This window comes from Nonomuraea sp. NPDC048901, from assembly GCF_040649695.1.
Taxonomy (GTDB): domain Bacteria; phylum Actinomycetota; class Actinomycetes; order Streptosporangiales; family Streptosporangiaceae; genus Nonomuraea.
On the sequence record NZ_JBEZFW010000018.1, the window covers coordinates 117598 to 133631 of the forward strand.

The 16034-nt window shown below is 69.9% G+C and carries 16 protein-coding genes and 1 tRNA gene; 9 read left to right on the forward strand and 8 right to left on the reverse strand.

Going from position 1 to position 16034, the window contains the following annotated elements; all coding sequences use genetic code 11:
- Positions 1-226 precede the first annotated feature (226 nt).
- From AB0C30_RS44770 to AB0C30_RS44790, 5 genes are all read left to right on the forward strand, one after another.
- Entirely contained in the window at positions 227-865 is a 639-nt protein-coding gene (locus AB0C30_RS44770) for a response regulator transcription factor (protein ID WP_357955663.1), read from the forward strand.
- Positions 862-2208, forward strand: a complete 1347-nt coding sequence (locus AB0C30_RS44775) for a HAMP domain-containing sensor histidine kinase (RefSeq protein ID WP_357955664.1) — start codon at positions 862-864, stop codon at positions 2206-2208. The genes AB0C30_RS44770 and AB0C30_RS44775 overlap by 4 nt, the downstream gene beginning before the upstream one ends.
- Before the next feature lie 41 nt (positions 2209-2249).
- Entirely contained in the window at positions 2250-2705 is a 456-nt protein-coding gene (locus tag AB0C30_RS44780; protein ID WP_357955867.1) for a helix-turn-helix transcriptional regulator, read from the forward strand.
- 49 nt (positions 2706-2754) lie between these two features.
- A complete protein-coding gene (locus AB0C30_RS44785) occupies positions 2755-2961 on the forward strand; it encodes a hypothetical protein (protein WP_357955667.1) in 207 nt (68 codons plus the stop codon).
- Between the two features lie 168 nt (positions 2962-3129).
- Complete coding sequence (locus tag AB0C30_RS44790) at positions 3130-4359, forward strand: transposase (protein WP_357955668.1); 1230 nt, start codon at positions 3130-3132, stop codon at positions 4357-4359.
- On the opposite strand, the gene AB0C30_RS44795 is transcribed toward AB0C30_RS44790, so the two are convergent.
- The gene (locus AB0C30_RS44795) at positions 4342-4503 is read right to left on the reverse strand and encodes a hypothetical protein (protein WP_357955670.1); all 162 of its coding nucleotides are present in this window, start codon (positions 4501-4503) and stop codon (positions 4342-4344) included. The two genes, AB0C30_RS44790 and AB0C30_RS44795, sit on opposite strands and share 18 nt — an antisense overlap.
- A gap of 218 nt (positions 4504-4721) precedes the next feature.
- Between AB0C30_RS44795 and AB0C30_RS44800 the strand changes: the two genes are divergently transcribed.
- The gene (locus AB0C30_RS44800; protein WP_357955671.1) at positions 4722-6893 is read left to right on the forward strand and encodes a hypothetical protein; all 2172 of its coding nucleotides are present in this window, start codon (positions 4722-4724) and stop codon (positions 6891-6893) included.
- Between the two features lie 75 nt (positions 6894-6968).
- Here the strand turns inward: AB0C30_RS44800 and AB0C30_RS44805 are convergent, their stop codons facing one another.
- Positions 6969-7796 carry a hypothetical protein gene (locus AB0C30_RS44805; protein WP_357955673.1) on the reverse strand — a complete coding sequence of 276 codons (828 nt, stop codon included), beginning with the start codon at positions 7794-7796 and terminating at the stop codon, positions 6969-6971.
- A gap of 246 nt (positions 7797-8042) precedes the next feature.
- On the opposite strand from AB0C30_RS44805, the gene AB0C30_RS44810 reads away from it, so the two are divergent.
- Entirely contained in the window at positions 8043-8267 is a 225-nt protein-coding gene (locus AB0C30_RS44810) for a hypothetical protein (protein ID WP_357955675.1), read from the forward strand.
- A gap of 122 nt (positions 8268-8389) precedes the next feature.
- Here AB0C30_RS44810 and AB0C30_RS44815 read toward each other — a convergent pair.
- Positions 8390-8464, reverse strand: a tRNA-Val gene (locus AB0C30_RS44815).
- Between the two features lie 427 nt (positions 8465-8891).
- Between AB0C30_RS44815 and AB0C30_RS44820 the strand changes: the two genes are divergently transcribed.
- The gene (locus tag AB0C30_RS44820) at positions 8892-9308 is read left to right on the forward strand and encodes an SsgA family sporulation/cell division regulator (protein ID WP_020547189.1); all 417 of its coding nucleotides are present in this window, start codon (positions 8892-8894) and stop codon (positions 9306-9308) included.
- 263 nt (positions 9309-9571) lie between these two features.
- On the opposite strand, the gene AB0C30_RS44825 is transcribed toward AB0C30_RS44820, so the two are convergent.
- A complete protein-coding gene (locus tag AB0C30_RS44825; protein ID WP_357955676.1) occupies positions 9572-10189 on the reverse strand; it encodes a DUF305 domain-containing protein in 618 nt (205 codons plus the stop codon).
- A 78-nt stretch (positions 10190-10267) separates the two neighbouring features.
- Between AB0C30_RS44825 and AB0C30_RS44830 the strand changes: the two genes are divergently transcribed.
- On the forward strand, positions 10268-11620 hold the full coding sequence (locus AB0C30_RS44830) for a hypothetical protein (protein WP_357955678.1): 1353 nt from the start codon (positions 10268-10270) through the stop codon (positions 11618-11620).
- On the opposite strand, the gene AB0C30_RS44835 is transcribed toward AB0C30_RS44830, so the two are convergent.
- From AB0C30_RS44835 to AB0C30_RS44850, 4 genes are read right to left on the reverse strand one after another with little or no spacing between them, the layout of a single operon-like run.
- The gene (locus AB0C30_RS44835) at positions 11614-13299 is read right to left on the reverse strand and encodes a serine/threonine-protein kinase (RefSeq protein WP_357955680.1); all 1686 of its coding nucleotides are present in this window, start codon (positions 13297-13299) and stop codon (positions 11614-11616) included. The two genes, AB0C30_RS44830 and AB0C30_RS44835, sit on opposite strands and share 7 nt — an antisense overlap.
- Before the next feature lie 4 nt (positions 13300-13303).
- Complete coding sequence (locus AB0C30_RS44840; protein ID WP_357955683.1) at positions 13304-14134, reverse strand: aminotransferase class IV; 831 nt, start codon at positions 14132-14134, stop codon at positions 13304-13306.
- Positions 14131-15144 carry a chorismate-binding protein gene (locus tag AB0C30_RS44845; protein WP_357955686.1) on the reverse strand — a complete coding sequence of 338 codons (1014 nt, stop codon included), beginning with the start codon at positions 15142-15144 and terminating at the stop codon, positions 14131-14133. Before AB0C30_RS44845 ends, AB0C30_RS44840 begins: the two co-directional genes overlap by 4 nt.
- A complete protein-coding gene (locus AB0C30_RS44850) occupies positions 15111-16028 on the reverse strand; it encodes a LysR family transcriptional regulator (protein WP_357955688.1) in 918 nt (305 codons plus the stop codon). The genes AB0C30_RS44845 and AB0C30_RS44850 overlap by 34 nt, the downstream gene beginning before the upstream one ends.
- Positions 16029-16034: the final 6 nt, after the last annotated feature.

Consider the following 16034-nt stretch of genomic DNA (forward strand, 5'->3'; position numbering starts at 1 on the left):
GATGGCGCTGGTCGCCGCCGGTGACCCGAACGCCTCGAGCAGGCCAGGAGAACCGACCCCGAACAGCCCCGCCCTCTGGAGGAGCAGACAGCCGCCGCCCAGCCCACCATTTCCTGAAATGTCAACACTTGTCGGGACCCTGGTAATTCTGCGGCGGTGATGCAACGGTTGATCCGTGGCTGGGACATCGAGTACAGCCGGCGCCCCCGCCCGTCGGCTGCTGCTCGTGGAGGATGACCGCGAGCTCGGGGGCATGTTGGTGGACCTGTTCACCGACGAGGGCTACACGGTCGACCTGGCCCTGGAGGGGCAGCGTGGCCTGCACCTGGGCCTGAGCCGCGCCTACGACGCCATGATCGTCGACCGGGGCCTGCCGGTGGTCGACGGCATCGACCTGCTGCGGCGGCTGCGCAGGCAGGCCGTCACTGTGCCGGTACTCGTCCTCAGCGCCTTCGGCACGGTCGCCGACCGGGTCACCGGGCTCGACGCGGGCGCCGAGGACTACCTGGTCAAGCCGTTCGAGATCGACGAGCTGCTGGCCAGGGTACGGGCGCTGCACCGCAGGAACCTGGACCAGGCCGGGCTGCTGCCCGTCGGCGCCGGCTGGCTGGATCCGGAGGCCCACACCGTACGGCTGCCGACCGGCGAACAGGTGACCCTGTCCGGCCAGGAGGCGCGGCTGCTGCACGCGCTGGCGATCCGGCCGCGGCAGGTGCACACACGCGCCTCGCTGCGGCAGCGGGTCTTCGACGGCGCCCGCACCGATGCGATCGTGGACACCTACGTCTACTACCTGCGCGGCAAGCTGGGGGCGGGCATCGTCAGCACCGTACGAGGCGTGGGCTACCGCCTGGGTGAGCTGTGAGGGGGCAACTGGCCGCCGATTCGGATCAGCGTCTGCTGAACCGGGCCCGCCGGCGGGTCACCGTGCAGGTGGCGGGCGCGATCTCGGTGGTGCTCGCGCTCTTCGGGGTGATGGTCTACTGCGTCACCGTGAGCGACCAGAGCGCCTCCGCACGGCGTGACCTGGCCGCCGCGACCCAGCACGGCTCCGTCGCTCACCCTCCCCCCTGCATGTGGCTGTTCGAACTACGCGACGGCACCGTACAGGCCTCTCCCGGCGCACCGGCGGCGCTCCCCCTGCGCACCGCGCTGTACCTGGCCGCCGCCGGCGGCGGCCCGCAGGTCACCCAGGCCGAGCTGGCCGGGCAGAGCTATCTCGTACGCACCGAGCGGCGCGGTGACGTGGCGACCCAGGCGGTGATCGACCTTCGCTACCAGGCCGCCGAACGGCAACGCCTGCTGCGCACGATCGCCGCCGCCGAGCTAGCCGGGCTGCTGGCCGCGCTGCTGATCGGCCAGGTCCTCGCCCGCCGGGCGATCGCGCCGCTGGGCGAGGCCCTGGCCCGCCAGCGCAGGTTCGCCGCCGACGTCAGCCACGAGCTACGGACCCCGCTGACCCGCCTGCACACCCGCGCCCAGCTCGTGGCCCGCCAGCTGCGGCGCGGCACCGACCCGATCCTGGTCATCGACGAGGCCGACCAGCTGGTCACCGGCAGCCGCCAGCTGGGCGAGGTGGTCGAGGACCTGCTGGTGTCGGCCCAGTTCAGGCAGCTGCGCCGGCCGTTCGTCCCCGTCGACCTGGCGGCGCTGGCCGAGGAACTGGCCGTCGCCGAGGCGGCCCGCGCCGCCGCGCACGGCGTGACGATCGAGGTACACCGCCAGGGCCTCGACGCCCACACCGTGCGCGGGGCGCAGTCGGCACTCCGCCGGGTGATCTCCGCCCTGCTGGACAACGCGCTCGGCCACACGAGTGCGGGCGGGCACATCTGGATGACGATCGTCGGCGGCCCGGAGGTGGTGGAGCTCACGGTGCGGGACGACGGGGTGGGCCTGGATCCGGCCGACTCCGAGCGGCTGTTCACCCGGTTCGTCGGCCAGGGCTTCGGGCTGGGGCTGGCCCTCGTACGGGAGGTGGTGGACGGGCACGGCGGCACGATCACGGCGGACGGGCGGCTGGGAGCGGGCGCGGTGTTCACCGTCCGCCTCCCGGCGGACCCCACCGTCCCGCACCGCCCGCGGCCAAGAAACGAGCCCACCAAGCCCACCAAGCCCACCAAGCCCGCCGAAACCACCAAGCCTGCCGACCACTCCGACCACTCTGGCCGCTCCGACCGCTCGGACCGCGAGCCTGAGCGGCGATTCTGATCCGCAATATTCCAACTCACGAATATTCCGGATCCCATCGACTGGCTGCTCGACGCGGTATCAGCCAGAGCAAGATCTCCAAGATCGAGACAGGCGAAGTACCGCCCTCCGCAGTCGACGTCGAGCGCATCCTGCGCGCCCTGAACGCTTCACCTGAAGTGACCGAGGAGATCACCGCTCTCCCGCGACTGGCGAACACGCAGTTCCTAGACTTGCGCTCTACCCTTCGGCGCGGCCTCTGTGCCGGCGGATGTCACGGCGGTCCAACTCGGTCGTCTGGCGTCGCTGGCGGTTCTTCCCAATATCCGGTTAGGCGTCATCCCCGTGGCTCAACCGCACCTGCCAGAGGGGCCGCTGGGCAAAGCCATGGGTCGACCTGGTGGTCTGGTCGGACGGGCTTCGCTTTTGGTGGCGTGTCGGCTGGAACGGAGAACACCCGAGACCCGTCTACGCGTGGCATCCGTCGGCGCACCCGACGCGCGCCGGCCGCCGCGTGACGCACTCGCCTTCCGAGGCGACCCCCGGTGCGTATCCATGGGTGTGAGCTTGCGCGAATTGATCAGCGCGTTCCCCGGCTGGGACATCTCAGACGCGGCCGGCGGGGGCTGGTACGCGGTCCGCATCGCCACGGTCCCCGCACACAGCGGGCTCTCCAATGTCCGGTGTGGAGCCACCTTGGACGAGCTGCGTAAGCACCTGGAGCTGGAAGCTCAACGCGCGCGCCGCCCTGCCCGGCTGCGAGGTGCGGCCTGACCTGCCGCCCCGTCTATCAGGGACGCTTCATCTGAATTGTGGCGTGGAGAGCCGGTCCTTCAGGGCCGGGAGAAAGCGCCACCCCTCCTCTCGAAAACAGTGTGGAAAGACTCGGTCACGTTCGGTAATATGTGCGGTGGGTGAGGCCGGAGTGACAGGAGGTGCGTGATGGCGATCCGCCGCTCCGCCACCAAACGCCACGGCCTGCCCACGGTCGTGCAACTGCGGCTCACACCCGCACCGGCCCAAGCCGACGCCCTGGCCGCAGCGGTGCTGCTGTGCAATCAGGCGGCCACCGTCGTCTCCCGCCTGGCCTGGCAGCACCGTGTCTTCGCTGTGGTGGAGTTGCATCGGCTGGCCTACTACGAGGTGCGGGCGCAGGTGGCCGGGCTCGGCGCGCAAGCGGCCGTGCGGGCCATCGCCCGGGTCGCCGGCGCCTACGCCAACCGGCGCGCCACCAAGAAACGCGCCCACATCTTCCGCCCGCACGGCGCCGTCCCCTACGACGCCCGGCTGATGAGCTTCAACCGGGACGCCCGCACCGTGTCGCTGTGGACCTCCACCGGCCGCATCACCCTCCCCTACACCGGCCGTACGGAAGACCTCAAAGCCGTGGACACGCTGCCGCTCGGCGAGGCAGACCTGATCTGCCGACGCGGCGTGTGGCTGCTGCAGGTCGCCCTCACCCTGCCCAAGCCGGCGGTGCGCGAGCCGGTTCACGGCTTTGTGGGGGTTGATCAAGGGGTGGCCAACCTGGCGGTCACCTCCGACCGGGCAGTGCTGCCCGGCCCCGCCCTGCCGGGGCCGATCGGCGGCAACGGCCACGTCCGCACCCTGCGCGAGCGACGCCATCGCCAACGCCGACGGCTGCAGAAGAAAGGCACGTCTGCGGCGCGGCGGGTACTGCGCCGCCTGTCCGGCCGTGAACACCGGATGATGACCGACCTCAACCACCAAATCAGCAAATACGTGGTGCGCGAAGCCGAACGCACCGGCCGCGGCATAGCCCTGGAAGACCTTCAGGGCATCCGCGGCCGGGTAAGGGCTCACCGGCTCCAGCGGCGCACCCTGCACAGCTGGGCGTTCGCCCAGCAGATCACCCTCACCTGCTACAAGGCCGCCCGCGCCGGGATCGCCTTCGTGCTGGTCGACCCCGCCTACACCTCGCAGACGTGTCCGGGGTGCGGGCATATCGGCAGGGCGAACCGTCCGGCGCGGGGCCGGTTCGTCTGCGAAAGGTGTGGCCTCGCTGGGCACGCCGACCACATCGCGGCCCGCAACATCGCCGCACGCGGCGTTGCGGGCTGGGCTGCCATCAACCAGCCACACGCTACCGGCCTCCCTTCACCCAGACGGGACCGTGAGAGCAAACCACCGGCTTCAGTCGGTGGTAGTTGATTCTTGCCTGCTCTCCGCACTGAGCAGCAGACCGAAAAGCGCGCCTTGCGCGGTTTGAGTACGGAACGCGTCCAGCGGCGGGTTCGATCCGATGCCGAAGAGGTCTTCGGCATCCTTCACGGACGGCGCGGAATCTAGGCTCACGGCCATCCCCTGTCCTGCTGGAGGCCTCCATGTCCGGGCCTGATCAACTGTTCGCCAAGCTGCGGGCCAGGCCGGCGCGGGCCCGCGTCTGGGTGCAGACGCTGATTCTGCTCGTACGCCCTGGATCTTCGGGTCGCGGGGGTGGGAGCGAAACATCTCCTCACAGAGCCCGCCCAGGATCGGTTTCACCTGCGGCGGCGGAACAGGCAACGAGCCGGTTGACCGGTGAGCGCCCCGAGGGCGATAGTGCGGACGAGCGCCGCCGGCACGCCCGGGACGAGTTACGGCGGGGCGGCGTCGTCTGGCTGGCCTATGCCACCGCGGTGCGGCACCTGATCCGGCTCGCGGTGCCCGCCGCGGCGGTATTCCTGCCGATCGGCCTGCTTGCGGCGTCGGCGCTGGTCTTGCTCGCGGACGGGTCCGCGGCGGTGGTCAACGGCGACTTCGAGCTGATCGGCACGCCTGATACGTCCTTGCTGGCGTGGTCGGCGGCGGTGCTGGTCGTCTTGGGGGCCGGACAGGCGGTGGCGCTGCCCGCGACGGTGATGCTCGCCACCGGGCGGCTGGTCGGCAAGGACGTCTCGGCCTCCGACGCGATGCGGGCCGCGGCCCGGCGCTGGCCCGCGATGGCGCTACTCGTCCTGGTCGGCGTGTTGGCGTTCACGGCTGCTCTGGTGGCCGGGCTCGGCATTCTCATGTGGACCGGGGCGCAGGTCACGGCTTACGCCGTCATGACGGTCCTGGCCCTGTCCGCGATGCCGTGCCTGCTGGCCGTGGCGCCCATGGTCCTGGAGGGCCGGTCCGCGAGGGGCTCGCTCGCTCGCGCCTACCGACTGACGGCCGGCGCCTCCTGGGCAACAACGCTCACGCTGGCCTTCGGCGTCGTGCTCTTGCCCGCGCTGGCCGCGCAGGCGGTGAACTGGGCGGTGTCCGGGCTGCCCATCGTGCCGGCCGTGGCCGGCTCCGTACTGGCGCTGGTCACCGTGCCGTTCCAGGCGGCCGTGATCGCCCGCCTGTTCCTGCACCGCTTGGACATCAAGGGGACGATCACCGAGTTCAAGGAGGTCGTCGACGGTCTACCGGCGAGCACGCCACGCCCGGTCAGGCGCGTGCCGGTGCTCGCGGCGCTGCTCCTGCCCGGCCTGCTGTACGGCGGCGCGGTGCTGATCAACCCGCTCGGCTGGCTGGAGGTCTCCGAGACGGCCGTCACAGAGAACTGGTCACGCGAGTCGGACTCCGAGGTTTCTGAGGAGGACGGGCGTCCAAAGCCGCAACTCCATGCGTCGGACTTGCAAGCCCTGCACGCGGGGCAGGGCGGGCGCATGGTCATGCTCCTCGACGACTCCGCCGAGGCGAAGCTGCTGACCTGCATGGACAGCAGCTGCACTCAAACCCGGTTCACCTGGGCCGAACCGGTCGGCGTCGTCGGCGGGTACACAGCGGCCAGCGCCCGGCTGGCGGACGGCCGTCTCGTCGTGTCGACGTGGACGCAGGAGGGCGCGGACGAAGACGGGCTGATCCTGGACTACGACAAATGGCGCGCCCGGCTCGGGCTGCTGATCTGCGACGCGACGGCCTGCGTCCCGGCCCCTGGCGGCAAGACCATCACGGAGGTGACATCGTCCACGCAGGACAGGGCGGTCGCTCTCGCGGCACGGCCTGGCGGCGGTCTGCTGGTCGCCCAGCTCCACCAGCTCCCGTTGAGTGAAAGTGACATCGCCGAGGAAGGGCTCTCGATCACCACCTGCGACGATCCGGCCTGCACCCATCCACGCACCAAGCAGATCGCCAAGCTTCCCGTCCACAGATACCGGGACAACGATCGCGGCCTCATCGCCGGCGTAGGCCCCGACGACCGGCCCGTTGTGCTGCGGTTCGACCGCGAAACCGGCTCGGTCTTCGTGATCTCCTGCGACGACCCCGCCTGCGCCCGGGCACGCACGGGGCAGCCCGTCCAAGATTCGACCGATTACTCCGACGGCCAAGCCGGCGCTGCCATGCTGGTCCGGGCCAACGGCCGGCCGCTGATCGCCTACCGGGATGTGACCGACGGCGCGATCAAACTGCTCGACTGCCACACCCGCGAATGCTCAAAGGCCGGCACCATCACGCTGTCCGAACCCGGTCACAACACGGCGCCGGCGACGGTGCTGTCCCGGGACGGGCGGGCTCTGGTGGCCTATCAAGACCTCGACCGCAAACGGGTCGTCATCGCCGCCTGCACGGGAACGCACTGCACGCGCACTCCGATCACGACGATCCGGCGCCGCGGTAGCGACGGCCTGGCCATGGCGTTGAACGGCCAGGGCCGACCCATGATCGCCTGGATGGACGTCGGGGGATGGCACGACTGGGACCTTGTCGTCACCACGCCGCTCAACCTGCCCTGACCCAACTGGTTCCCGCGCTACCGATCAACGTGCCGCGCCACACCTGATCATCGGGCACGAGCGCTCGCAAGGAGCTCAGGACGTTCCGTCCAAGCCCGCGAGCAATCGCTCGATCTCCGAGGCATCAGGCAGACTCTCCACCACCGGCGGTAGAACTGGAACGGCGTCTCGCTCATCGACTGCCGCAAGGTGTGCGACACCAGGCGGCACCACGGAGCGGATCGCCTCTACGCAGCGGGTTTCGGCCTCAGCGCGGATGCTGATCGCCTTCAGGGCGGAACGTTTGGCCTCCTGCCGTTCTTCTTCCCACTCGCGGGCCTCTCGGGCGACCTCGACGGATCGTTCTCTCCTGTACGGATCGGACAGATCGCGGATGAGCTCTTCCGCCATGAACTCGTCCAAGGCGCGCCAGTCACCGCCCGGCGCATCCGGCGCCGAAGCCAGGATACGGAAGCTCCGGACGGCCCGGCTGTGCGCCTCTCGCGCGTTCTCCGCCCAGGACCGCGCGCCGGATGCCTGTGTCCTGGCCAACTCCACGCTGTCGGCGAAGTCCGACAGCGCCTCGGCGCAGGCACGATAGGCGATCGCGAGTCTAGTCGTCTCCGCGTGGATCTCCGTCATGATCTCATGGAAGTCGGCATCATCACCGTCTCGCACCCGGGCGCCGCCGACCGGCCGGGCGTAGTCGGTGGACATCGAGGAGAACCAGCCCTGTCGGCGGGCCGAGTGCTTGGCCGCCCGCTCCAGCAGCACCCGCTCACGACGCGACATGCTCCCGTCCAGGGCCCGCAGCACCAGGTCGGCCACGTCCTCGGGCCGGTAGCGACGATCCAGCGAGCCGTGCAGCTCCACCAGGGCTTCCCTGCGGGCTGGAACGCGGCCGTCCGCCTCGCGGAACTCCATGCCCCCATCATTCACGTCCGCGCCATCGCGCCTCAAACGATTTGCCGGCGCGGGCCGAACCCGATGTCCGCCAAGCCCTGACCGTGTGACCGGAGGTCGTCCGCCACCGGTTCCAGCGATTCGGCAAGCCACTCTCATGACCAGGAAAGGTGACCGGGTCGTTCCAGGGCGGATCACGACAAGGCTGAAAACCTCCCTGTGGGAGATGCGGTGACCCGCAGTCCGATCACCACACGGAGGTGCGCCATGACGATCAACGCCAATCTCGACAAGCTGCTCGACAAGGCATTCGAGAAGTACGAGCTGGAGAAGCTGCCCGCCGCCCCGGTGAGCGCGCTCGCCGGGGTGAGCGACGCCGACGCCGAGTCGCTGGCCAAGGCGTTCAACATCAAGACCATCGGCGATCTCGGCCGCAACAAGCACTTCCGCGCCGCGGTGGCCATCGTCAACCTCGTCGACGCCGCCAAGTAGCAGCGCACCGCTAAGACGCCCTGTCCATCGTGGGCGCGGGCGGGGCGTCTCGGCAGCGACGCACGCATGAGAAGAGGCCCGTTCCTCATGACGAGTAACGAGCCTCTGACCTGCGACGAGCGTGGTGGGCGATACTGGGATCGAACCAGTGACCTCTTCGGTGTGAACGAAGCGCTCTCCCGCTGAGCTAATCGCCCGCCCTGCGGCCCCTTGCGGCGCCGACGGGAAAACCATACCGCACTCCGGGACCAGGTGGCGAAGCGGCGGGAGGCGCGGAGGGTGATTCGGGGAAAGGGTGCGGTTGCCCATCGGCGTGACGGCTCGTTGGCATACCATCGTCGTGTTCCGGTAGGTGCCGATCGTGATCTTTTCTCAAGGAACGTTCTTGGTGGGCTCCCCGGAACAGGCTCCACGAACACGCAAAACCCTTGTAAATACGACCCGATTGATGCCGTTTAGCCAGGTAGATGCCTAAATGTCCAGCTGTGATGTGCGTTACAGAAGGGCCTAGGAGCGGAATCTTTCCTACAGGTTTCTTCGTTCCGCGTGATAGCTCAGGACGAAGTCCGTCAGAGCAGTGATAGCCCCGAAGAGGGGACCTTCGACGAAAAGGTTTGGCTGACGATGAACAGCACCACCGTCTCCGCCGAGCTTGGCCTTCGGCTTGTGGTCCCCGACCGTACTACCGTCCCCCTGCTCGCCGGACTGAGTTACACGGCCGACGACCCGTACGCCATCCGCATGGCCTTCCACGTAGGGAACGACGAACCGGTCGAGTGGATCTTTGCCCGTGAGTTGCTGACAGTTGGCATCGTGAGACGCGTCGGCGACGGCGACGTGCAGGTATGGCCCGCACGCGCCGACGGCGAACGCACCCTGCACATCAGTTTGACCTCGCCGTTCGGCCAGGCACTGTTCGAGGTGCCGCTGGCGCCGCTGACCGAGTTCCTCCACCGCACCTACGAGAAGGTGCCCGCCGGCCGCGAGACCGACTTCATGGACCTCGACGCCGAACTCACCAATATGCTCTGGCCGAGCTGACCTCTTTTCGATCTTTTACGGCAGAGCACGGTGAGCCCCAGACGCCGCACAGGGCTGGGGTCTGTCCAGGGACACGCTCCTCCGGTGGAGGTGGCCGGGCGCCGTGACGTGCGCATTCTTGACCCCGGTCCGGGGATTGGGCCGGGGTCTCATGATTTGCGCGGGACCGCCCGGGGTCTGATCATTAGGCCGGGGTCCCGGTGAACGCGTGCCCGAGGTCCGCGCCATAGACGGTAAGTCGGGTTCCTGATGGTTTGCTGAGATTATTGGTTGATCTCGGTCAGAGCCGCTTTCATTCTCGTAATCTCGATGCTCTGGCCCGAGTAGACGTCTCTCGCCATGCGCCTCATCGGCTGGTCCGTGCCGGCGGCGAGCTCTTCGCCGGCCATCTTCAGGGCGCCCCCGTGGTGTCTGACCATGAGTTGCAGGAACAGGCGGTCGAAGGCGGCCGCGCGGGCCGCCCGCAGGGCGTTCATCTCCTCAAGGGTGGCCATGCCGTAGCCCTCGGGGCCGTGCGAGTGGTCGCCGGGGACCGGGCGGCCGAGGGAGGCGAGCCAGGAGGACATGACGGTGATCTCGGGACGCTGCGCACTGGCGATCTGCTCGGCGAAGCGGCGTACGGCCGGTGTCGTCGTACGGTCCTTGACCAGGCCGGTCATCTCCAGCGCCTGCCGGTGGTGCGGGATCATGCCTTCGGCGAAGCGCACGTCGGCGGCGGCCGGGGCGGGCGGCGGCTGGCCGAGGCGTTCGCCGGGCGTGGCCGTGCGGGCGGGGCTGCCCGGGCCCTGTGGGACGATCACCGGAGCGTCGGTGCCGATCGCGGACGGCTGCTCCGCCTCCTGGGCGCACGCCGACAGCACGGGCAGCACGAGTGCCGCCAAGACTGCGGGAATGAGCGCACGCGATCGGGACCTTTCTGACATAGCTTCCATAGTGACCCAGGAACGAGAGGGAAGTGCGTGATCTTCGGAAAGGTACGGGTGGCGGCGGCGTGCGCGGCACTCCTGCTGATGGCCGCGTGCAGCGCCGGTTCGCGAGGGGAGGATCCCTCCGGAGACGGGGGTGAGCCCCTCACCACCGCCCAGCCGACCGGTGACGCGAAGACGAGCCCGAACGTCAAACGGGTCGCCCACGTGCCCCGCACGGCTCCGCTCAACGGCGCCATGGACTGGAACACCGACCTGGCCTTCCAGGGCGACTACGCGTACGTGGGCAACTTCGGCGGGTTCTCGATCTACGACATCAGCAACCCGACCAAGCCCAAGACCGTCAGCCAGGTCGCCTGCCCGGCGCAGCAGAACGACGTCTCGATCTACGGCGACCTGCTGATCCTGTCGATCGACGAGCCGCGCAGCGACGAGAGCTGCGCCTCCACGACGAAGAGCCAGGCCTGGGAAGGGCTGCGGATCTTCGACGTCAGCGACAAGAAGAACCCGAAGTACGTCTCGGCCGTCGCGACCGACTGCGGATCGCACACGCACACGATGATCCCCGATGGGGAGACGCTGTACGTGTACGTGTCGTCGCCCGGCCCAGAGCCGGAGTCGGACACGTGCCCGCCGCCGCACGAACTCCTCCAGGTCGTGGAGATCCCCACCAAGGACCCCAAGGCCGCCAAGGTCGTGGCAAGGCCGAACTTCTTCCCGGACCGGGAGGAGACGGGCGCCGGGTGCCACGACATCACGGCGTTCCCGGAGAAGAAGCTGGCCGCGGCCGCCTGCTTCGGTGACGGCGTGCTGCTCGACATCTCCGACCCGGTCAACCCGAAGCTGCTCCAGCGGATACGCGACGAGGAGAACTTCCAGCTCTGGCATTCGGCGACGTTCAACAACGACGCGACCAAGGTGGTGTTCAGCGACGAGCTGGGCGGCGGCTCCGCGCCGACCTGCGACCGGGACACGCCGCGGACCAAGGGCGCGGACGCGATCTACGACCTCACGAACGGCCAGTTGGAGCGGCGCGGCTACTTCAAGATCCCACGCGAGCAGGAGCAGGACGAGAACTGCGTCGCCCACAACGGCTCGCTCCTCCCGGTGCCGGGCAAGGACATCATGGTCCAGTCGTGGTATCAGGGCGGCGTGTCGATCTGGGACTTCACCGACTCCGCCAACGCCAAGGAAATCGGCTACTTCGATCCGCCCCCGTTCGACGGCGTCGCGGGGTCCTGGTCGGCCTACTACTACAACGGCTACATCTACTCCAGTGACATCCGGGGCGGCCTGGACGTCATCGAGATCAAGGATCCGCTGACGGACCCGGCCAAGCAGGTCAAGATGGACGACTTCAACGTCCAGACCCAGAAGTCCTACTGAGGTGCCGTGATGGTCCCCGCCCGCCAGTTGCTGTAGGTGGTGGCGAAGGAGGAGGCCAGCCGGATGTTGGCGTTGAGCGCGCGCCAGGACAGGTCGAAGAAGACCGGCCTGTCGCGCGGGTCCAGCTTGAGCTTCCAGGTGAGCTGGGTGTCGGCGAGGTCGTCGGCGGTCCACCCGCCGGTGATCTCCGAGATCTTGTCCTGGAGCGCCCGCGGGCCCTTGCTGGTCACCAGGGAGCCGGAGTAGGACCGTCCCTCCGCGCTGATCCGCGGCGTCAGGCTGATCACGTCGAGCAGGGCGCCGATCCCCGCGGTCACGGGGAGCATCTCGGCGAAGTAGAGCGACGCCGACGCCTCCTTGCCCTTCACCGGCTTGCCGTCCAGGTAGACCGTCGGCGTGTCGGAGCTCTCTATGACGACCACCTGGCGGCTGTCGCCGACCGACTCGACCCGCATGTCGAAGTCCGTGGTGGTGTCATCGCTCGCGCCGAACACGAGCCGGCCCCGGGCCTGGCCGGCATACGCGCTCTCGCTCAGGCCGCCCGAGTAGGTGAAGTCGGCCAGCGGCGTCACGATGGTCGCCGCCTCCACGGCCGCGACCAGCTCCGCGCGCTTGGCCGGCGGCGGGGGGACCACGGACTCGGCCGCGCCGGTGGTCGTCGATGACGGTGTACCGGTGGCGGCGGCCGATGTGATGGGTGCGCGGCCGGCCGCCCGCTCCCAGAGCAGCACCCCGCTGACCAGCAGCGCCGTCGCCGCGAGGCCCGCCCCGGCCAGCATCTTCCTGCGCGCCAGCAGCGCCCGCACGGGGTGGATGGGCGGCAGCGGCCCGGCCACCAAGGTGTCGGCCGCCGCCAGCGCGCCCTGTTCGAGCACGTCGGCCTCTTCCGATCGCCGGTCCTCGCCGAGCAGTTCCAGCAGGACGCCGCGCGCCGTGGGACGGGCCGCGGGCTCCTTGGCCAGGCAGCGGGCCACGATCCCGCGCAGCGGCTCGGCCAGATCGCCCAGGTCGGGCTCGCCCTGCAGGATCCGGTAGGCGACCGCGGCGATCGTGTCCCCGCCGAACGGCGCCTGCCCGGTGGCCGCATACGCCATCGTGGAGCCCCAGGCGAACACGTCGGCCGGCGGCCCGACGGGCCCGTCGCCGAACTGCTCGGGCGCCATGTAGCGCGGTGTCCCGGCCAGCCCGCTCTTGGTCGCGGTGAGCCCCGAGAGCCGGGCGATGCCGAAGTCGATGACCCGCGGCCCGTCCTGGGCCATCAGCACGTTGCCCGGCTTGAAGTCGCGGTGCACCACGCCCGCCCGATGGATGGCGGTCAGCGCGGTGACCGTACCGATGGCCAGGCGGGTGAGAGACGTGCCGCGCAGGGGTGCGACCTCCTCCAGAGAGGGGCCGTCGATGTACTCGCTCACGACGTAGGGCGGGTCGTGGTCGAGGTCGGCGGTGATCACCCGGGCCGTGCAGAACTCGGCGACCTGCCTGGCGGCGGCGAGCTCCCGCTGCGCCGTGCGATCGACGCCGCCCGCCACGCCGCCCGCCATCAGCTTGATCGCCACTCGCTCGCCACCCGGCTTCTCGGCCAGGTAGACCACGCCCTGCCCGCCCTGCCCGAGCCGGCCCACGATCAGATAGCCGCCGAGCCGCAGCGGGTCGCCCGGCCGGGGTGTATCGACGGCCATCTGCTCAGGGGTTGAGGTCGGCGGCGGCGTGCTCGGCGAAGATCCGCATCGCCTTCGCGGTGATCGGCCCCGGGGCCACCGGCAACTCGGTCTCGTCGACGAGCCTGATCGGCTGGATGTCGCGGGTGGTGGAGGTCAGGAACGCCTCCTCGGCGGTGTAGAGGGCGGACAGCGGTACGTCGGCCTCCTCGCCGCCGCACCATTGGAGTACCAGCGCCCTGGTGACGCCGGCCAGGCAGCCGGAGTCGAGGGTCGGGGTGAGCAGCCGCCCGTCGCGGACGATGAAGATGTTGGAGCCGGTGCCCTCGCACAGGTTGCCGGCGAGGTTGCCGAAGATGGCCTCGCCGCCGCCGCGCGCCTTGGCGTGGGCCAGGGCCTTGGCGTTGTCGCCGTAGGAGGTGCTCTTGACGCCGGCCAGGGCGCCGTTCTCGTTGCGCGGCCAGGGGACGACGGTGACGTTGGCGGTGCCGGGGAACGGCTTCTGCTCGTCGACGATCACGATCGAGGTGGTGCCCTGGTCGCCGCGGTCGGAGCCGAGAGGGCCCGGGCCGCTGGTGTAGGTGATGCGGATGCGGCCGAGCGGCCAGTCGGGGGCGGCGGCCAGGCACTTGCCGACGCCGTCTTCGATGGCCCCGAGGTCGGGCTCGGGCAGGTCCATGCGCTGGGCCGACAGCGCGAGCCGGTCGAGGTGCCTGGTGAGCGCGAACGCCTCGCCGTGCACGATCTTGATGGTCTCGAAGACTCCGTCGCCGACCATCAGCCCATGGTCGAACACCGAGACGGTCGCCTGCGCGGGGTCGATCAGTTCCCCGTTGACCCAGACAGGGATGGTCATCTATTTCCTCCTGAGGATGCCAGTGCGATGAGCCTGGACGCCTTCAGCTCGGTCTCGAGCCATTCACGCCGGGGATCGCTGCCCCAGGTTATGCCCGCGCCCGTGCCGAAGCGGATCTCGCCTGCTTCGATCCAGAACGTACGGATGCCCACAGCCAGCGCCGCCCGTCGACGGTCGGCGTCGACCCAGCCCACGGCCCCACAGTACGGCCCGCGCGGCTCCGGTTCGAGCTCATTGATGATGCGCAACGCGGACGACTTGGGCGCGCCGGTGACCGAGCCGGGCGGGAAGGTCGCCGCGAACAGCTCCGGCCAGCCCGCTCCGGGCGCCAGCCTGGCCCGTACGGTCGACACGAGGTGGACCAGCCCGGGATGCTCCTCGACGGCGCAGAGCGACGGCACCTCGACGGAGCCGACGGCGGCGATCCGGCCGAGGTCGTTGCGGACCAGGTCGACGATCATGACGTTCTCAGCGTAGTCCTTCTCCAGCAGGTCGTCCGCCGTGGCGCCGGTGCCCTTGATCGGTCTTGACTCGATCTGGTCTCCCTCGCGCGACAAATACAGCTCGGGCGAGGCCGACACCACGCTCAGTCCGGGCACCTGGACGACGGCCGCGTAAGGGGCCGGGTTGCCGGTGGCCAGGCGGGCGGCCAGGGCCAGCGGGTCGGCGTCGTGGGGCAGCGGCGCGGTCAGGACGCGGCAGAGGTTGGCCTGGTAGACCTCGCCCCGCTCGATGTAGTCGCGGATGGCCTGGACGCCGCGCTCGTAGGCGGCCTGGTCGAGGGAGCTGTGCCACCGGTCCGGGGCTGGACCGTGCCATGGGGTCCTGGGGGTGGGCAGGGGCGCCTGGCGTACGTGGTCGAAGCGGGCGCACGTCACCTTGCCCTCGTAGTCGACCACCACCGCCCACCAGCCGTCACCGTCGAGCGCGGCCAGGTCGGTCGTCAGGTCGCGCAGGCCTGTGGCGAGGAGGTTGCCTACGGAGGCGAAGCCGTCGTACACACCTGCCATTCTCCCAGCAATCGGACGAACTCCCGCGCGGACGGCAGCGGCACTTCGGGCAGGGCCGCGTACACCTTGCGTGCAGGGACCAACCCCCTCAGGGGCCGCAACACCAGATCGGCGGGTACGGCCCGCGCCGCGAGCTCCGGCACCAGCGTCACCCCGAGCCCGGCAGCGACGCAGCCGAACTTGCCCGTCCATTCGGCCACCCGCAGCCCGCTGCGCGGCGTGAACCCGGCCGCGGCGCAGGCGGTGACGAGCAATGTCGGCTGTCCGCGCGGCGCGGCCTCGATCCACGTCTCGTCGGCCAGGTCGCGCAGGTCCACGTCGGGCTCGGCGGCCAGCCGGTGCGCCCGCGGCAGCGCCACCAGCAGCCGGTCCTCGCGCAGCGGCACGATCCGGCCGCCGTCGGCGGGCAGCCCGGCGGGATAGTCGCTGATCACCGCGACGTCCAGCGCGCCCGCCTGCAGCCGCTCCATCAGCCGCGTCGTCAGCCCCTCGACCAGCCGCAGCCCGACCTCCGGCCGGCGCTCGGCGAACCGCTTGAGCGTCACGGGCACGAGATCGACGTTGGCCGTGGCGAACGCGCCCACCCGCAGCGTGCCGCCGCTGCCGCCGTGGATCGCGGTCAGCTCCTCGCACGCGCGGTCGAGCCGGTCGAGCACGGCGACGGCGTGCCGGTGCAGCGCCACTCCCGCCGGTGTCAGGCGTACGCCTCTGGCCAGCCGCTCGAACAGCGGCCCGCCGGTGGCCCGCTCAAGGGCGGCGATCCGCCGCGAGACGGCCGACTGGGTGTATCCGAGCAACTCGGCGGCGGCGGTGAACGAGCCGCTTTTGGCCACCTCGTCGAAGAGGCGGAGCGCGACGGTGTCGAAGGTATTCGTGTCTGTCATGGCTGA

Excerpts from the sequence above, each read along its gene's own strand:
- AB0C30_RS44790 (WP_357955668.1), top strand. The coding sequence starts at position 3,130 with ATGGCGATCCGCCGCTCCGCCACCAAACGCCACGGCCTGCCCACGGTC.
- AB0C30_RS44805 (WP_357955673.1), bottom strand. The coding sequence starts at position 7,796 with ATGGAGTTCCGCGAGGCGGACGGCCGCGTTCCAGCCCGCAGGGAAGCC.
- AB0C30_RS44810 (WP_357955675.1), top strand. The coding sequence starts at position 8,043 with ATGACGATCAACGCCAATCTCGACAAGCTGCTCGACAAGGCATTCGAG.
- AB0C30_RS44820 (WP_020547189.1), top strand. The coding sequence starts at position 8,892 with ATGAACAGCACCACCGTCTCCGCCGAGCTTGGCCTTCGGCTTGTGGTC.
- AB0C30_RS44835 (WP_357955680.1), bottom strand. The coding sequence starts at position 13,299 with ATGGCCGTCGATACACCCCGGCCGGGCGACCCGCTGCGGCTCGGCGGC.
- AB0C30_RS44840 (WP_357955683.1), bottom strand. The coding sequence starts at position 14,134 with ATGACCATCCCTGTCTGGGTCAACGGGGAACTGATCGACCCCGCGCAG.
- AB0C30_RS44845 (WP_357955686.1), bottom strand. The coding sequence starts at position 15,144 with ATGGCAGGTGTGTACGACGGCTTCGCCTCCGTAGGCAACCTCCTCGCC.
- AB0C30_RS44850 (WP_357955688.1), bottom strand. The coding sequence starts at position 16,028 with ATGACAGACACGAATACCTTCGACACCGTCGCGCTCCGCCTCTTCGAC.